The organism is Nonomuraea sp. JJY05, from assembly GCF_043496855.1.
In the GTDB taxonomy this organism is placed as follows: domain Bacteria; phylum Actinomycetota; class Actinomycetes; order Streptosporangiales; family Streptosporangiaceae; genus Nonomuraea.
This window is the reverse complement of sequence record NZ_JBIEIS010000070.1, coordinates 23,944-40,555: the sequence shown is the minus strand read 5'-3', so window position 1 is coordinate 40,555 and position 16,612 is coordinate 23,944. Positions and strand designations below refer to the sequence as shown.

Here is a 16,612-nt window from a genome sequence, read left to right as displayed (position 1 = left end):
ATGACGTCCGCGGGACGCATGGTCGCGCGCGCCGTCCGGTTGCCTCAAGGCAGGTTCTTCTCGACCTGGTTCTGCCAGTTGGCGTTGGTGTTGATCTCGGGGGAGGTGCCCGCGAAGGCGCCGCGCGCGTACGTGTCGCCCTGCAGCTGGTACATCAGCCACGCCGTCACGTAGCCGAGGAAGCCGCCGCCCGTGCCCTGGATCGTGTTGTGGCCGGCGCCCTTGAGCAGCGCCTTCGCCGCCGCGCCCGGGACCTGGCCGTAGTACGTCTGCAGCGCCGAGTTGGGGGAGATGATCGTGTCGCTCGACCCGCTGACGAACAGCACGGGGCAGGTCAGCTGGTCCACGTGGAACGCGTCGCCGGCGCTCACCCAGATCGGGGCGGGCAGCGCGATGGGGACGACGGTGTCGATGAGGCCCCCGGACTTGGTGGCGCTGTTCACCGAACCGCCCGCGCCCTGGGAGTGGCCGACCGCCCCGACCTTGGTCACGTCGAGTTTGCCGTAGAGGACGCTGGAGCTGTCGGTGTTCCGGTCGATCAGGTACTGGGCGGCGGCGATCATCTCGGACCCGGTGCCCGTCGTGGTGTCGGTGGAGGCGACCACGGCGAACCCCCAGGAGGCCAGCTGGTTGAGCAGCCCCGGGTACTGCGTGGGCACCGCGTTGGTCCCGTTGCCCCAGGTGATGATCGGGTGCTTGAAGCCGCCCGCCCCGAGGTCGGCCGGGTAGTAGAGCTTGTATCCGGGCGCGTCGGCGGTCGTGACCGTCCACGCGCCCGCGACCTTGTAGTGCGCCTCGATGGTGTCCGCGGCCTGGGCGGGCCTGGCCAGGAGCCCGAGCACGAGCGCGACGGCGGCCACGACGAACTTCATACAGCCTCCACAATTTGTACGGATGACCGAAACTCTCGCTTCACAAGTGGGTCGTGTCAATGGTTGGATCGTGGCCATGGAGCACGTGCCCTCCGCGGCGGAGATGCTGGGCTGGATCGAGACCGTCGTGGGGCAGGGCGTCCGCCGCCCCGGCTACCCGGCGGACGCGTGGACCGAGCGGTGGCTGGCGGAGCGCCTGTCGGAGTTCGGCCTGGAGGTCACGCTCGAACCGGTCGAGGTGCCGCGCTGGCAGCCGGGCACCGGGCTGCTGCGCCTCGACGACGGCACCTCGTGGACCGGCCTGCCGCTGCCCCACACCGCGCCGACCGGCGGCCTGCGGGGGCGGATCGCGCGGCTCGCCGACGCCCGGCCGGGCGACATCGTCGTGGACGAGGTGACCTTCAGCGAGCTGCCGCAGTCATACGTCAAGACGCTCGCCACCTCGGCGTACGACCCCGAGGGCGTCTTCGACACCCTCGTCCAGACGATCCCGTTCGGCCCGCGGATGATGGAGGTCGTCGAGCCCGCCCTGGCCGCCGGGGCCGCGGGCTTCGTCGGCGCGCTGACCGGCCTCCCGTGGGAGACCCGCGACTACTACGTGCCGTACGACGCGGTCGAGCGCCCCATCCCCGCGCTGTGGCTGTCCGGGACGGACGCCCGCCGGCTCCTGGCCCGCCTCCCGTGCGAGGGCGAGCTGATCGCCGAGTCCGCCACCGACACCGTGATCACCCACAACGTAATCGCCACCCTCCCCGGCAGCTCGCCGCACACGGTCATCGTCGCCTCGCACCACGACGCCCCGTGGGCCTCGGCCGTGGAGGACGCCTCCGGCCTGGCCCTCGTCCTGGCCACCGCCCGCCACTGGGCCCGAGTCCCGGCCGAGGAGCGCCCGCACAACCTGACGTTCCTCCTCACCTCCGGCCACATGGCCCACGCGGCGGGCACCCGCGCCTTCATCGACCGCCACCGGCCGGAGCTGGCCGGCGTGGTGCTCCAACTGCACCTGGAGCACGCCGCGCTCCGCTGCGAGGCGGTGGACGGCACGCTCGTGCCGACCGCCGAGCCCGAGGTCAGATGGTGGTTCACGACGCGAGCTCCCCAGCTGGAGAGACTGGTCGCCGCGACGCTGGAGGCGGAGGACCTGCGGCGGTCGTTCGTCCTGCCACCGGACGTGTTCTCGCCGATGCCGCCGACGGACGGCGCGTTCTTCCACCCCGAGGGGGTGCCGCTGGTGCACTTCCTGTCGGCGCCGATGTACCTGTTCGACTCGGCCGACACGATCGACAAGATCGACGTGGCGGGGCTGGAGCCGCTGGCCCGCGCGGCCGTCCGGATCGTGGCGGGCACCGCCGGGTGGACTCCCGCGGACCTGCGCGCCACCGGGTCCGGGTGGCGGCGCCCCGCCGACCATGGTCATGCTGGGGGACAACGCCCCAACGCCGCCAGGACGTGATCACGATGTCACAGACTCCCGTTCGGTTCTCCGAAGAGCGTTCCGAGGACGTCGTCGCGGCGTCGTTCGCCGGCGCCCATGACGCCCGGCTGCGGCAGGTCCTCACCAGCCTCGTCCGTCACCTGCACGCCTTCGCCAAGGACGTCGAGCTCACCCAGGCCGAGCTGGACGCGGCCGTCGGCTTCCTCACCAGGACCGGGCAGACCTGCGACGGCACCCGCCAGGAGTTCGTCCTGCTGTCCGACGTGCTCGGCCTGTCGATGCTCGTCGACACCATGGCCAACCGGGCGCCCGCCGGGGCCACGGACTCCACCGTCCTGGGGCCGTTCCACATGGTCGACTCCCCGCCGCGGCGGCTCGGCGACGCGATCTGCCTGGCGCCCGGCGGCGAGCCGACGCTCGTCACCGGGCAGGTGCTCGCGGCCGGCGGTCACCCCCTCGCGGGCGCGGTCGTGGACGTCTGGCAGGCCGACGAGAAGGGTTTCTACGACGTCCAGCGGGACGACGTCCCCACCGGGCACCTGCGCGGCCTGTTCACCTGCGACGACCAGGGGCGTTTCGCGTTCCGCACGATCCTTCCGGCCCCGTACCCGATCCCCGACGACGGGCCGGTCGGGCAGCTCCTGGCGGCGTCGGGCCGCCACCCCTACCGGCCCGCGCACATCCACTTCATCGCCGGCGCCGCCGGTCACGCGCCGCTCACCACGCACGTGTTCGTCTCCGAGTCCCCTTACCTCGACTCGGACGCGGTGTTCGGCGTCAAGGACAGCCTGGTGCTGGACTTCGTCCGCGCCGAGGACGCCGAACTGGCGGCGGCGTACGGCATGCCCGTCCCGTTCCGCCACGCGCACGTGGAGCTCCGGCTGCGCGAGAGCCGGTGACCTACCGGCGGCCGCGGAACGTGCGCCGCAGGTCGTCGACCCACTCCCCGGGGATCTCCCACGGGATGAAGTGGCCGCCGCGGTCGTGGACGGTCAGGTTGACGTGGTTGTACCAGGCGCCGCGGTCGCTGCCGGCGAAGTGGCGGACGCGCTGGTCGGTGGTGACGCCGGGCGGGTTTTCGTGACCGACGAACGTGATGCCGGTCGGGGCCTCGACGGGCGGCTGCCGGTCGTGCGAGGGCGTCCAGGGGTAGCGGTTGTTGTTGGCGTACGTGCGGATCGAGGTGCCGATCGAGTTGCTCACCCAGAAGATCATGGCGTGGGTGAGCAGGTCGTCCTTGGTGAAGACCGACTCCGGATCGCCGCCGTGGTCGCTCCAGCTGACCCAGCGCTCCAGGATCCAGGCGAGCATTCCGGCGGGCGAGTCGGTCAGGCCGTAGGCGAGGGTGCTCGGGGCCAGGACGTGGGCGGCGAGGTGGACGGCGAAACGCCTGTCGAGGGCGACGATCCGGGCGTGGACGTCGGCGGGCAGGCCGTCGGGGATGGGCTGCCCGCCGCTGAGGTCCCAGGCCCGGTCGCCGTTGAACAGCGTGAGCTTCTGCCCGGAGCCGATGTGGATGCCGTGCAGCTCGGCGGCGTACTTGTGGCCGAGCTGGCCCGTGACCAGGGCTCCGACGTCGCAGCCGGCGGCGGCGTACCTCTCGTGGCCGAGGACCCGGGTCATGAGGGTGTGCCAGAGGTCGGCGACCTTCCAGAAGTTCATGTCCGGGTGGTCCGGCAGCGGCGTGGAGAAGCCGAAGCCGGGGAACGAGGGGACGATGACGTCGAAGGCCTCGGCCGGGTCGCCGCCGTGCGCGCCGGGGTCGGCCAGCGGGTCGATGACCTTGGACCAGTGCCAGAACGTCCACGGCCAGCCGTGGGTCAGGATGAGCGGCGTCGGGCGCGGCCCCACGCCGGGCTTGCGCATGAAGTGCACGGGGACGCCGTCGACCGTGACGCGGTAGTGCTCGTAGGCGTTGATCGCGGCCTCGGCCTTGCGCCAGTCGTAGCCGGTGTGCCAGTAGCCGACGAGCTCCTGCAGATAGGCCCGGTTGACGCCGTAGCGCCAGTCGTCGTTGCCCACGTCGTCCGGCCAGCGGGTCAGCTCCAGGCGCCGCCGGAGATCGGCGAGCACGTCGTCGGGCACGTGGATCGGCTCCGGCTCCAGCGGGCTCCGGGCTTCGTCGCTCATCGTCGTCTCCTGCGCAGCGGTCATCGACGGCGAAAATATATCAGAGATTTATTTAAATTCGTGATGTATCAGAGCGCGAGGCCGAGGTCGGCGATGAAGCGGGCCAGGCCGACGCGCTTGCGGAACAGCTCGCGCAGGTCGCCGGTGACCGGCTCGCCGAGGCGCTCGGCGGGGATCGCGGTGAAGGCGCTGCGCAGGACCAGCGTGGTGACGTACCCGGCCGTGGCGTGGTCGGCGGGCACGCCCTCGTCGGCCAGGCCCCGCTGGTACGCGGCCAGGATCGTCCGATGGATCACGGGCAGCTCGCCGGGCTCGGTCAGGCCGTCGTGCGCCAGGCCCACGAGCAGCTGGCCGAGGTCGAAGCCGATCGGCACCGGGTCCTGCCAGCCCCAGTCGATCGCCACGAACCGGCCGGGCTCGTCGGCGGGGACGAGGAGGTTCTGGGGCCCGGCATCGCCGTGCGCCATGGTGTGGGGCAGGCGGTCCGCGGCCGCGAGCAGGGCGGGGATGCGGCGGGCCAGGGTGTCCAGGTCCATCTGCAGGAGAGGGTCGGCGTGCGCGGCGACGAGGGGGTGCCGCCAGAAGGCGGGGTCGCGCAGGATGGGCAGCGCGTGTTGCATGAGCAGCTGGCCGACGTAGGTCCGCAGCGCCGTACGGGGGCGGGAGCCGTCGGCGGGGCGCAGCCCGGCGAGCCGGCCCAGCGCGCGGGCCGCGGCGGCGTACCTGGTCAGATCCCACTCCCCGGGGGCGGTGCGGACGTCCTCCAGCCACAGGTCGAGGCGTTCGTCGCCGAGGTCGTCGGCCAGGAAGAGGCGGGGCAGCCGAAGCCCGGGCGGGAGCGGCAGGCCGGAGGTGTACACGTCGGCCTCGGTCCGCCACGGGAACCCGGCGACGAACTCCGTGCGGGCGGGCTCGGGGATCACGTCGATGTTCACCCAGTGCCGGGCGGAATGGAGGGATTTGACGAAGAAGGACCAGGTGCGCCCGCACGTGGTCGTGCCGCTGACCCGGCGCAGGCTGCCGGTGGACGGGGTGCCGGACGTGTGGTCGATCGGCTCCACTCGGATGGACTCCACCTCGGCGCCCTCATCGTCCAGATATTTCCGTACAAGAGGGTTGAGGTGGGCGCGGGATGGCATCGCGGTCATGGCAGAAACGTCTCCCGCCCAGCGAGGTCGCGCATAGAGCATGGCCTACTCAAATATTCGCCCGTACCATCCCTCTGTGCGTCATCTGTGGCCCTTCGCAGGTCGGGAAACCCAGCTCGCCACGATCCGATCGGCGGTGGAGGCCGGCGGCGCCGTCGTGGCCGGGCCGGCGGGCGCCGGCAAGAGCCGCCTGGCGGCCGAGGTGTTGTCCGGCACCGGCGACGTGGCCCGGGTCCTCGCCACCGCCGCCGCCTCGGATCTCCCGCTGGGCGTCATGGCGCACCTGCTGCCCGCCCAGCCGCCGCACGGCAACGTGATCCGCTGGGCCGCCGACGCGCTGGACCGCGAGCGGCTGGTGCTCATGGTCGACGACGCCCACCTGCTGGACCCGGTCTCGGCCGTGCTGGTGCACCACCTGGTGACCGGCGGCCGGGCCCGCGTGCTGGCGACGACGCGCAGCGGCGAACGCGCGCCCGACGCCGTGACGGCGCTGTGGAAGGACGACCTGCTCCCGCGCCTGGACCTGGCCCCGCTGACGCTCCGGGAGGCGGGCCTGGTCCTGGCCGGAGCGCTGGGCGGGCAGGTCGAGGCGCCCACGGTCCGGCGGCTGTGGCGGGCCAGCGACGGCAACGCGCTGTTCCTGCGCGAGCTGGTGCTGGCCGGCGAGTCGGGCGGCGCGCTCGCCGAGCGGCGCGGGGTGTGGCACTGGTCGGGCGAGATCCCGGTGACTACGCGGCTGCGCGAGCTGATCGAGAGCCGGATCGGCGACGTCGACCCCGGCGAACGGGCCGCGCTGGAGCTCGTCGCCCACGGCGAGCCGCTGCCCGTGGACGCGCTGACCGCGCTCGCCCCGCCGGAGACGCTGCGGCGCCTGGAGGATCGCCAGCTCGTCACGATCTCCCCGGAGCCGCTGCCCGCACGCCTCCCGGAGCCGCTGGCCGTACGGCCCCCGGAGCCGCTGCCCGTACGGCCTCTCGAACCGCTGGCCTTACGGCCCCTGGAGCCGCTGGCCGTACGGCTCGCGCATCCGCTCTACGGCGAGGTGATCCGGGCCGGATGCGGCACTCTGCGTACCCGTGAGGTGCTCAGGAGCCTGGCCGACGAGGTGGGCGGCCGCACCGGCGCGGACCCGCTCCGCGTCGCGGTCTGGCGGCTCGACAGCGGGACGGCCGGAGACCCCGCCGCGCTCGTCGAGGCGTGCAACCTCGCGCGCAGCGTCCGCGACCTGCGGCTCGCGGCCCGGCTCGGGCGAGCGGCGCTGGCGGCCGGGGGAGGGGCCACGGCCGCCCTGGCGCTGGCGTCGGTGCTGTTCTACGACGACCGGTACGACGAGGTCGAGGCCGTGCTGCCGGGTCTGACCGACGCCCCGGCGGACGACATGACGCGGGCCGATCTGGTGTCCGTGCACGCGCTCAACCTCTTCTGGGGGCTTGGCCGGGAGGCCGACGCCCGGGCCATGCTGACGGACGCCCACGCCACGATGACCGGTACGGAGCCGCGCCAGGGCCTCCTGGTGATGCGCGGCTCCATCGAGTACACGATGGGCATGTTCGACCAGCTCGGGCGGACGGTCGCGGAGATCCGCCGGATCGCCCCGCGCACCTCCCGGTTCGAGATCGGGCTGGCCTCGCTGGAGGGAGGCCGGCTCCTCCACGAAGGACGCGCCAGGCAGGCCGTCGCCCGCGTCGACGAGGCGCTCGGCAGCGTCGGCGACCTGCGGGAAGGGATGCCGTCGCTCACGGCCACGCTGGCGGTGACGGGGGTGGGCGCCGCCGTTCTCGCCGGGGACCTGGCCGCGGCGCGCCGGTTCGCCGACATCGGGTACCGCATCGGCGAGGACTACGTGGGCTGGGACCGCGCGCTGATCACGTTCGGCGCCCTGCGGGGCCGGATGGCCAGGCTCCAGGGACGGGCCGCCGAGGCCGTCCGGCTGTGCCGGCAGGCCGCCGTGCGGCTGCGGGGCCGTACCCTGCACGGCGGGCTGTGCCTGGCCGAGCTGGCCCACGCGTACGCGCTCACCGGCGACGTGGCCGCGGTGCGGACGACCACGGAGCTGGCCGGCGAGCTGGGGCTGCGGGTGGGCCACGAGGTCGAGTTCGCCTTCCGGCTGGCGCGGCCGTGGGCGCTCGCGGCCGAAGGTGACCTGGCCGGTGCGGTCGAGGCGGCGCTCGAAACCGCCGACGCCGCCGGTGACCTGCCCACGTACGAGCTGTACGCCCTGCACGACGTGGTCCGGCTCGGTGCATCCGGCCTGGTCGCCGACCGGCTGGCCCGGCTGGCAGGCTCCGTGGAAGGCGACCTGGCCCCGCTCCTCGCCCGGCACGCGGCGGCCGATGACGCTCCCCCGGAGCTCGACGCGGTGTCGCTGGCCTTCGAGTCGCTCGGCATGCTGCTGCACGCGGCCGAGGCCGCCGCCCAGTCCGCGGCCGCGTACGGCCGGCACGGGCTGCCGCGGCGGCAGCGGGCCGCCGAGACCCGCGCGTGGCGGCTGGCCCGCCGCTGCGAAGGCGCGCGCACCCCGGCGCTGACCGGCCTTACCGTGCCGCAGCTGACCGCCAGGCAGCGGCAGATCGCTCAGCTGGCCGCCTCGGGTCTGAGCAACCAGGACATCGCCGACCGGCTGGTGCTCTCCCGCCGGACGGTCGCGAACACGCTGGTGCAGGTCTACGAGCGGACCGGGTTGAACAGCCGGGCCGAGCTAGCCGACCTCCTCTTCACCTGACCGGGGCAGCCGGCCGGTTGAGCCGGATCCGGCGGGCGGGCTCACGTAGTGGTGCACCAGCGCCGGCTCACCGGCCGCGTTGAGCCAGCGCGCGCGGCCGCTGCCGACCCGGCGCCAGCCGGACCGTTCGTAGAACGCGATGGCGGCCGTGCCCTCGGAGGAGACCTCCAGCTTGAGAGGGGCTTCGACGGCGGCGCGGACGGTGCCGAGGAGCCGGGCGGCCAGGCCGCTCCCGCGGGCGGCGGGGACCACGAACAGGCGGGTGACCTCCATGTCCCGGGTGAGCGCCACGTGGCCGAGCACCGCCGCACCCTCGACCGCTATCCACGCCCTGACCATGCCGTCCGGCGTCAGCCAGCCGGCCGGGTCGCGCGGCCAGTCCACGGGGTAGCGGTCGCTGGCCTGGACCTCGGCGAGGGCCTTGGTGCAGGCGTCGAGGTCGTCGGGGGTTCTGTCGCGGATCTCCACGCGGGCCAGCCTACGAGGCCCGACGCTCGGGTAGCGTCCCGGTCGCCGCCGGTCGCCGCCGGTCGCCGCCGGTCGCCGCCGGTCGCCGCCGGTCACGACGGTCACGACGGTCACGACGGTCACGACGGTCACGACGGTCACGACGGTCACGACGGTCATGACGGGATGATCGGGAGCAGCAGGCGGCTCGGGCGCAGGGCGTCGTGGAAGACGGTCTGCCGGGCCGGCCGCAGGTCCTGCTGCCCCGCCGTCGCGACCGGGACCCACTGCTGGGGGTTGCGGTCGAAGCGGGGGAAGTTGGAGCCGGCCACCTGCAGCCGGATCCGGTGCCCCGCCCTGAACACCTGGCTGGTCGAGCCGAGCGGGAAGCGGAAGAGCGCCGGCTCGCCGGGGGTGAGGGGCACCTCGCGATCGGTGCCGTGCCGGTAGCGGGCGCGCAGGATCCCGTCCACCACGCCGTACGCGCGCCCGTCGGGGTGGACGTCCACCAGGCGGGCCGTCCAGTCGCAGTCCTCGGCGCCGGAGGCGGCGTGCAGCTCGATCACCACCTCGCCGGTCACCTCCAGGTCCGACTCCAGCGGGTCGCCGGTGTAGACGAGCACGTCCTGGCGCCGTTCGACCTCCGCCTGGTCCTTCGGCCCGGAGTTGCGCCCGTACAGCACGCCGGGCAGGAACGTCGCCCCGCCCGCCGTCGGCACCGGGTCGGCCGGGTCGGCGGTGAAGTGGTCGGCGGGCTCGTCCGGCCCCGGCGGGGTCCGGGCGAGCCCCCCCCCGTCGCCGGCCGCCGAGTTCGCCCGGCCGTCGCCCCGCAGGTAGAAGGGCGTCTCCTGGGCGCGCGCCAGGGGCCAGCCGGACTCCTCGCGCCAGGCGTCGGCGCCCATGACGAAGATCTTCACCGGGGGCAGCTCGGCGGGGCGGCCCTCGGCGGCGGCGCGGAAGAACTCCAGGTGCGTGGCCGTCAGGTCCAGCGCCGCGGACGCGCCGCCGTAGCCGTACCACAGGTCGCCCTGGTAGTCGCCGAGGTTCCCGTGTGCCCAGGGGCCGACGACGAGGTGCTGGCTCTGCCGCGCCCACGCCGACGGCGCCTGCGCGCGCAGGCCGGTGTACGTGCGCACCGTCCCCGGCAGGAAGATGTCGTGCCAGCCGCCGATGTGCAGCCCGGCCACGTCCATCCGCCGGTGCGCCGTCGAGGGGTCGATGAGCTGCCAGAACACGTCCCGCGCCGGGTGGCTGAGCCATTCCCGGTAGTACGGCGCCAGCTCGGCCAGCTCGTCGCGGTCCAGCGGGAGCCGGGCGTAGGCGGCGTGCGGGTCGCGCAGGATCTCCAGCAGCGTGGCCTGCGCCCGGTCGCGCTCCGCGCCGGCCGGGCGGCGCAGCAGGTCCACCGGCGCCAGCGACTCGGCGATCCACAGCAGCAGGAATCCGAGCTGGAGCGCGCCGCCCGAGTACGACCAGACGTCGTGGTACTCGGCGGCCGTGAGCTGCGGGGCGATGGCGATCAGGCCCTCGGGCGCGGCCCTGGCCGCCAGGAGCTGCGTGGCGCCAATGTAGGAGGCCCCGTACATGCCGACCCGGCCGTCGCAGAACGCCTGCGCGCGTACCCACGCGATGGTGTCCAGGCCGTCCTCGGTCTCGTCCAGGTACGGGTTGAAGGCGCCCCCGGAGCTGTAGCGGCCCCGCGTGTCCTGGATGACGACGGCGAACCCGGCCTCGACGGCCTGCAGCGGCTCCAGCCCGATGATGTGCTGGGCCATGAACGAGGAGGACTTGTCGTACGGCAGCCGCTGCAGCAGCGCCGGCCACGGCCCGCCCTCGGCCGGGCGCCACACGTCGGCACGCAGCACGGTCCCGTCCCGCATCGGCACGGCGACCCCGCGCTCGACCCGTACGGACTGCATCAGCCGGCCCTCCTCAGGTAGGCCTGGCGCACCCGGTCCACGGCCACGGCCAGGATGAGCAGCACGCCGGTGGCGACCTGCTGCCAGGACGAGTCCACGTTCAGGAGCGTCAGCCCGTTGCTCAGCACGCCCACGATGAGCAGGCCGACCACGGTCCCGGCGATGGTGCCGGTGCCGCCGGACAGGCTGGTGCCGCCGAGGATGACCGCAGTGACGACGGCCAGTTCCAGGCCCACGCCGGTGTTGGCGGAGCTGGAGCCGAGCTGGGAGGTGACCAGCAGCCCGGCCAGGGCCATGCAGGCCCCGGACAGCAGGAACCCGGCGAAGATCACCCGGTTGACCCGGATGCCGACCAGCCGGGCCGCCACCGGGTTGGCGCCGATCGCGTACATCTTCCTGCCGAAGACGGTGAAGTGCATGAGCACGAAGAACAGCGCGATCACCACGACCAGCACGACGGCCGGCATCGGGATGCCGAGGAACGGCCGCGCGGTGGCCCAGTCGAAGCCCTCGATGAAGATGCTCTGGCCCTTGCCGATGACCAGCGTCAGGCCGCGGAAGATGCCGAGCATGCCCAGCGTCGTGATCAGCGCGTTGACCCCGACCACGGTGACGAGGAAGCCGTTGAGCAGCCCGATCCCGAGCCCGGCCAGCACCGACAGCGCGATGGCCGGCCAGATGCCGAGCGACGGCGCGGTCTCGACCAGCACGATTCCGACGAACGCCACGCCCGAGCCCACCGACAGGTCGAACTGGCCGGCCACCAGCAGCAGCGTGCCCGCCGCCGCCAGCACGCCGGTGATCGAGACCGCCGTCAGGATGTTCCCCCAGTTATCCCAGTTCAGGAAATAAGGGGACTTGATGGAGAAAAAGATGATTTCGGCTATCAGGAAGACGAGCAGCGCGACCGTCTCCGGGGCCCGCCGACGGGTCCTCGGCCGGGCCTCGGGCTTGGTCGCCGTCCCCGCCGGGGTCAGCGTCTCACTCATCGATCACTCCTCCTGCCGCCCCGGTGAGGGCCTCCACCCCGATGGCGTCGCCGGTGAACTCGGCCACGGTCCTGCCCCGGACCATGACGACGGCCCGGTCCGCCAGCTCCACGACGTCCTCGTAGTCGGAGGTCGCCACCACCACCGCGCTGCCCTGCTCGGCCAGGGAGCGCACCGCCCGGTAGATCTCCTGCCGGGCGCCCACGTCCACGCCCCTGGTCGGCTCGACCAGGACCATGACCTGCGATCCGCGTTCGAGCCAGCGGCCGAGCACCACCTTCTGCTGGTTGCCGCCCGACAGCGTCCAGATCGGCTGGTCGGGGTCGCTGGTGGAGCGGATGCGCAGCTTGTCGTGCCAGCGCCGGTAGGCGACCGCCTCGCGGCGCCGGGTCAGGAACCCCCCGGCGGCGATGCCGCGCCAGCTCGGCGCCGCCAGGTTCTCGGCCACCGAACGGGAGCGGAACATCGCCTCGCGCTGCCGGTCGCCCGGCAGGCAGCCGACGCCCGCCGCGATGGCGTCGGCCGGGTGGCGGAAGCGGACCCGGCGGCCGGCGATGCTCAGCGACCCGGCCTCCACCGGGTGCATGCCGAAGATGGCCTCGGCCACCTCCGAGGCGCCCGAGCCGACCTTGCCGTACAGGGCGACGATCTCGGCGGGCCGCACGCCCAGGTCGACGTCGCGGAAGGCGGCGCCGCTCGACGCGCCCTCCAGCCGGACGAGCGGGGGCGCGTCCGCGACGGCGCGGTCCCGCTCGCGGTCCCGGCGCTCCACCGAACGGCCCACCATCGCCTCGATGACCGGCTCCTTGCCCACGTCGGCGACCTTCTCGTGCAGCACGATGTGGCCGTCGCGCAGCACGCACACCTCGTCGGCGATGCGGAACACCTCGTCCAGCCGGTGGGTGATGTAGAGGATCGCCACGCCGCGCCGGCGCAGGCCGTCGATCACCTCGAAGAGCCGCTCGGTCTCGGCGTCCGACAGCGCCGCCGTGGGCTCGTCGAAGATCAGGCAGCGGCCCTGGCCGGACAGGGCGCGGGCGATCTCGACGAGTTGCCGCTCGCCCAGCCGCAGGCCGCCCACGGGCGCGTCCAGCGGCAGGTCCACGCCGAGCGCGTCCAGCACCTCGCGGGCGCGCGCCCTGGTCTCCCGGCTCTTGACGAAGCCGCGCCGGGCCGGCCACGCGCCGAGCACGATGTTCTCGGCCACGCTGAGCGGCGGGGCGTCGCTGATCTCCTGGTAGATGAGCTTGATGCCGAGGGCGCGGGCGGCGGCGACGTCCTTGACGTCCTGGGGGGTGCCGTCCAGGGCGATCTGTCCCGCGTCCGCGCGCAGGTCCCCGGCGATGATGCGGACCAGCGTGGACTTGCCCGCGCCGTTCTCGCCGAGCAGCGCCAGCACGGAGCCGGGGGCGGCGTCGAGGTCCACGCCGTGCAGGACCTCGACCTCGCCGAACGACTTGCGGATGCCCCGCGCGCTGAGGAAGGGGTGCCCGGCCACGTCAGCAGGCGTACTGGGGGTAGTGCTGCTTGACGTTGGCCTTGTTGACCACCACGTGCGGCACGAGGAGCTGCGCGGCCGGCTTCTCGCCCTTGACGGCCTTGATCAGGCTCGGGACCAGGATCTCGCCGTAGCGCTCGGGGAAGTAGGCGACGCTGCCGATCCAGTTGGGGTGCTGGTAGATGACGCAGTTCTTGGGATTGAAGTTCTGGACGCCGAGGAAGAGGTCGTCGGTGCGGTTCTGGGCGCGGGCCGCGGCGAGCGCGCCGAGGATGCTGTCCTCGTTGATGGCGACGACGATGACGCGGTGCCGGCCGGGCAGCGCGGTGAGCGTGTCGGTCATGAGCTTCTGCGCCACGTCGCCGCCGGCGCCGCCCGAGTCCAGCTTGCGCAGGTTGCGCACCTCGCCGCACACGCCGGCGAAGCCCTCGCGGATGCCGCCCATGCGCTGCTCGTTCACCTCGCCGACCTGCAGCGCCTCGAGCGAGATGAACGCGTCGTACTGGCAGTCGAACTTCTCCTTGAAGTATTTGCCCAGCTCGTAGCCGATGAGCCGGCCCGCGTAGGAGTTGGCCGCCCCGACGAACGACGTCTCGCACGGCTTCTGGGCGATGTCCACCGCCATCACCGGCACCGCCGGGCCCGCGGCGCAGATGCGCGGCGCCGCGTTGGTGTCGGCCTGGAACGTGATGAGGCCCTGGACGCCCCGGGTCTTGAAGAGCTTCGCGCAGTCCAGCGCCTTGGCCGCGTCCAGCTTGGAGTCGCAGGTGATCAGCTCGGCGCCGGCGAGCTTGGCCTGCTCCTCGACGCTCTTCTGCACGTCCTGCGGGAAGCCGGAGGCGAGCGAGAGCTGGGTGAAACCGATGGTCAGGCCCTTGCCGCTGCCCGGCTCGGCCTGCTGGAACTCCACCACCCCCGGCGGCGGGGTGGGGGGCGCGGCGGTCGTCGTACCGCCGCCGGTGACGGGTTCGTCCTGGGCGCCCGCGGCTCCGCCGCCGCCGCACGCGAGAGTCCCGGCCAGGACGACGGCGAGCACCGCGCCCAGGCGGCCGGCACGCTCCCATGAGCCGTTCACATTGCCTCCTCAGGCGGTCCGGGGGGAATGAAACGTTTTAAACCGCCTGGCAGGGAAGGCTAGGTTTGTTACGCAAGGTGCGTCAAGGGTTGCAGTTCAGTTTCGAGGTCACGAAGATGTTGCGGAGCCCGTGTGAGAGGCGCGGTCATTGTTACGTTTCAAGCGAAGTCATGGAGCTGTAGTACCCTGCTAGCGACCAAGATCCTGCTTCTGTTCGGGTGCTGTGAGGGACCGTGGCGATAGCGAGCATCAAGGAGGTCGCGCAGCTGGCCAGCGTGTCGATCGGCACCGTCAGCAACGTGCTCAACCGGCCCCACGCGGTCGCTCCGGCCACCCGGCTGCGGGTGCTCAACGCCATGGACGAGCTCGGCTTCGTCCGCAACGAGTCCGCCCGCGCGCTGCGTTCGGGCCGCACCCGCACGATGGGCCTGATCGTCCCCGACGTCACCAACCCGTTCTGCACCGACGTCGCCAAGGGCGTCGAGGCCGCCGCCGAGGCCAGCGGCATGATGGTCACGCTCTGCAACAGCGACCAGGACGGCCCGCGCGAGCGCCGCTACCTCGACCACCTGGAGGAGCAGCGCGTGCAGGGCGTCCTCATCACGCCGGTGGAGGGCGAGAGCCGGCGGCTCGAGCAGCTCATCGACCGCGGCACGCCCGTCGTGCTGCTCGCCCACCGCTCCACGTATCTCAACCGCTGCTCGGCCGCCGCCGACGACGTGCTCGGGGGCCGCATGGCGGCCGAGCACCTGCTCGGCCAGGGGCACCGGCGGCTGGCGTTCGTCGGCGGGCCGCGCACGCTCAGCCAGGTCGCCGAACGTCACAAGGGCGCCGCCGCGGCGGTGGCCGAGACGGGCGGGCAGGCGGCGCTGGAGCTGGTGGAGGTGCCCTCGCTCAGCTTCACCTCGGGCCGGCACGCCGCCGAGCGGCTGGCCGCGCTGCCCGGTGACGCCCGGCCCACCGCCCTGTTCTGCGCCAACGACACCCTCGCCCTCGGCGTGATGCAGGGGCTGTCGGCGCTCGGCCTGCGCATCCCGGACGACGTCGCCGTCATCGGCTACGACGACATCGACTACGCGGCGGCGGCCACCGTTCCGCTCAGCTCGATCCGCCAGCCGCGCCAGGAGCTCGGCCGGGTGGCGGCCGAGCTGCTGCTGGAGGAGATCGACGAGGGGGAGCGGCACCGGCACCGGCAGGTGCTCTTCGCGCCGGAGCTGGTCGTGCGGGCTTCCAGCGCACGCGCCTGACCGTGGTCGTGGGATATCGTTAAACCGCTTTAACAGCGGGGATGGGGGGATGGATGCCGCGCCGGGCCGTTCCTGAGGATGGTCGGCCCCGTCCCTCGACGATCCGGGACGTGGCCAAGCACGCCGGCGTGTCGGTGGCGACCGTGTCGCGGATCCTGTCGGGCTCGTACCCGAGCGCTCCCGCCACGCGGAGCAAGGTGATGCGGGCGGTCCAGGAGCTCGACTACGTGGCCAACGCGCACGCGCGGGGGCTGGCGGGGGCGCGGCCGAAGAGCGTGGCGATCGTGGTGAACTCGGTGGTGTCCCCGCATTACGCGCACGTGGCGCAGGGCGTGCAGGACCAGGCGGTGCGCGAGGGCCGGCTGTGCATCGTGGGCACCACGGGCGGGGACGCCGAGCGGGAGCTGGCCATGGTGCGGCTGCTGCGGGAGGAGCACGCCGAGGCGGTGATCCTGGTCGGCAACATGCCGATCGACGACGCCTACCGGCAGCGGATGGCGGACTACGCGCGGGCGCTGGCGGTGGCGGGGTCGCGGCTGGTGCTGTGCGGGCGTCCGGCGCTGGGGGAGGAGGTGCCGGCCATCGTGGTGGAGTACGACAACACCGGCGGCGCCCATGCGATCACCAGCCACCTGCTCTCCGCCGGCCACCGGCGGATCCTGTTCCTCGGGCGGCGGGCCGGTTACACGACGCCGGAGAGCCGGATCGCGGGCTACCGGTCGGCGCTGGCCGCGCACCGGGTGGCGCATGATCCCGGGCTCGAGGTGGACAGCGTGGTGATGGACCGGCGCGACGGCTACCGCATGATGCGGGAGCGGCTGGACGCGGGGCCGCGTGACTTCACCGCGGTCTTCGCCGGCAACGACCTGATGGCGGCCGGAGCCCGGGCGGCGTTGCGGGAGCGCGGCCTGCGGGTGCCGGACGACGTGTCGCTGGTCGGCTTCGACGACCTTCCGCCGGCCGACGACATCGATCTGACCACCGTGCACGTGCCCCACGAGGAGCTGGGCCGTACCGCCGTGCGGCTGGCTCTGGACACCGACGCGGCCGGGACGAGCCGGCACGTGATGCTCGGCACGCACATCATCGTCCGCGACTCCGTCCGCCCTCTCCTGCCCGTCTGAGACGGG

At 73.2% G+C, this 16,612-nt stretch carries 13 protein-coding genes; 5 read left to right on the top strand and 8 right to left on the bottom strand.

The window, feature by feature from the left end; genetic code table 11:
• Nucleotides 1-44: 44 nt before the first annotated feature.
• Nucleotides 45-872 (bottom strand): alpha/beta hydrolase family protein, encoded by an 828-nt coding sequence (locus tag ACFKCF_RS57275; RefSeq protein WP_394505373.1) that lies wholly within the window; start codon nucleotides 870-872, stop codon nucleotides 45-47.
• Between the two features lie 76 nt (nucleotides 873-948).
• On the opposite strand from ACFKCF_RS57275, the gene ACFKCF_RS57270 reads away from it, so the two are divergent.
• A complete protein-coding gene (locus ACFKCF_RS57270; protein ID WP_394505400.1) occupies nucleotides 949-2,325 on the top strand; it encodes a M28 family peptidase in 1,377 nt (458 codons plus the stop codon).
• A 5-nt stretch (nucleotides 2,326-2,330) separates the two neighbouring features.
• Nucleotides 2,331-3,206: a dioxygenase gene (locus ACFKCF_RS57265; RefSeq protein ID WP_394505371.1), complete on the top strand. Its 876-nt coding sequence runs from the start codon at nucleotides 2,331-2,333 to the stop codon at nucleotides 3,204-3,206.
• 1 nt (nucleotide 3,207) lies between these two features.
• Here the strand turns inward: ACFKCF_RS57265 and ACFKCF_RS57260 are convergent, their stop codons facing one another.
• Both ACFKCF_RS57260 and ACFKCF_RS57255 read right to left on the bottom strand, forming a co-directional pair.
• A complete protein-coding gene (locus ACFKCF_RS57260; RefSeq protein ID WP_394505369.1) occupies nucleotides 3,208-4,437 on the bottom strand; it encodes an epoxide hydrolase family protein in 1,230 nt (409 codons plus the stop codon).
• Between the two features lie 68 nt (nucleotides 4,438-4,505).
• Nucleotides 4,506-5,585 carry a hypothetical protein gene (locus tag ACFKCF_RS57255; protein ID WP_394505367.1) on the bottom strand — a complete coding sequence of 360 codons (1,080 nt, stop codon included), beginning with the start codon at nucleotides 5,583-5,585 and terminating at the stop codon, nucleotides 4,506-4,508.
• 76 nt (nucleotides 5,586-5,661) lie between these two features.
• On the opposite strand from ACFKCF_RS57255, the gene ACFKCF_RS57250 reads away from it, so the two are divergent.
• Entirely contained in the window at nucleotides 5,662-8,307 is a 2,646-nt protein-coding gene (locus tag ACFKCF_RS57250) for a LuxR C-terminal-related transcriptional regulator (protein ID WP_394505366.1), read from the top strand.
• Here ACFKCF_RS57250 and ACFKCF_RS57245 read toward each other — a convergent pair.
• Genes ACFKCF_RS57245 through ACFKCF_RS57225 form a run of 5 tightly spaced genes read right to left on the bottom strand, consistent with a single transcriptional unit; the run spans nucleotide 8,284 to nucleotide 14,235 of the window.
• Nucleotides 8,284-8,934: a GNAT family N-acetyltransferase gene (locus ACFKCF_RS57245; protein WP_394505364.1), complete on the bottom strand. Its 651-nt coding sequence runs from the start codon at nucleotides 8,932-8,934 to the stop codon at nucleotides 8,284-8,286. The genes ACFKCF_RS57250 and ACFKCF_RS57245 overlap by 24 nt on opposite strands.
• Nucleotides 8,931-10,673 carry a CocE/NonD family hydrolase gene (locus tag ACFKCF_RS57240; RefSeq protein ID WP_394505363.1) on the bottom strand — a complete coding sequence of 581 codons (1,743 nt, stop codon included), beginning with the start codon at nucleotides 10,671-10,673 and terminating at the stop codon, nucleotides 8,931-8,933. The genes ACFKCF_RS57245 and ACFKCF_RS57240 overlap by 4 nt, the downstream gene beginning before the upstream one ends.
• Complete coding sequence (locus tag ACFKCF_RS57235) at nucleotides 10,673-11,662, bottom strand: ABC transporter permease (RefSeq protein WP_394505361.1); 990 nt, start codon at nucleotides 11,660-11,662, stop codon at nucleotides 10,673-10,675. The genes ACFKCF_RS57240 and ACFKCF_RS57235 overlap by 1 nt, the downstream gene beginning before the upstream one ends.
• On the bottom strand, nucleotides 11,655-13,160 hold the full coding sequence (locus ACFKCF_RS57230; RefSeq protein WP_394505359.1) for a sugar ABC transporter ATP-binding protein: 1,506 nt from the start codon (nucleotides 13,158-13,160) through the stop codon (nucleotides 11,655-11,657). Before ACFKCF_RS57230 ends, ACFKCF_RS57235 begins: the two co-directional genes overlap by 8 nt.
• 1 nt (nucleotide 13,161) lies before the next feature.
• Nucleotides 13,162-14,235, bottom strand: a complete 1,074-nt coding sequence (locus ACFKCF_RS57225; protein WP_394505358.1) for a sugar ABC transporter substrate-binding protein — start codon at nucleotides 14,233-14,235, stop codon at nucleotides 13,162-13,164.
• Between the two features lie 233 nt (nucleotides 14,236-14,468).
• Here ACFKCF_RS57225 and ACFKCF_RS57220 point away from each other — a divergent pair, with 233 nt between their 5' ends.
• Both ACFKCF_RS57220 and ACFKCF_RS57215 read left to right on the top strand, forming a co-directional pair.
• Nucleotides 14,469-15,482 carry a LacI family DNA-binding transcriptional regulator gene (locus ACFKCF_RS57220; protein WP_394505356.1) on the top strand — a complete coding sequence of 338 codons (1,014 nt, stop codon included), beginning with the start codon at nucleotides 14,469-14,471 and terminating at the stop codon, nucleotides 15,480-15,482.
• Between the two features lie 110 nt (nucleotides 15,483-15,592).
• A complete protein-coding gene (locus ACFKCF_RS57215; protein ID WP_394505354.1) occupies nucleotides 15,593-16,606 on the top strand; it encodes a LacI family DNA-binding transcriptional regulator in 1,014 nt (337 codons plus the stop codon).
• Nucleotides 16,607-16,612: the final 6 nt, after the last annotated feature.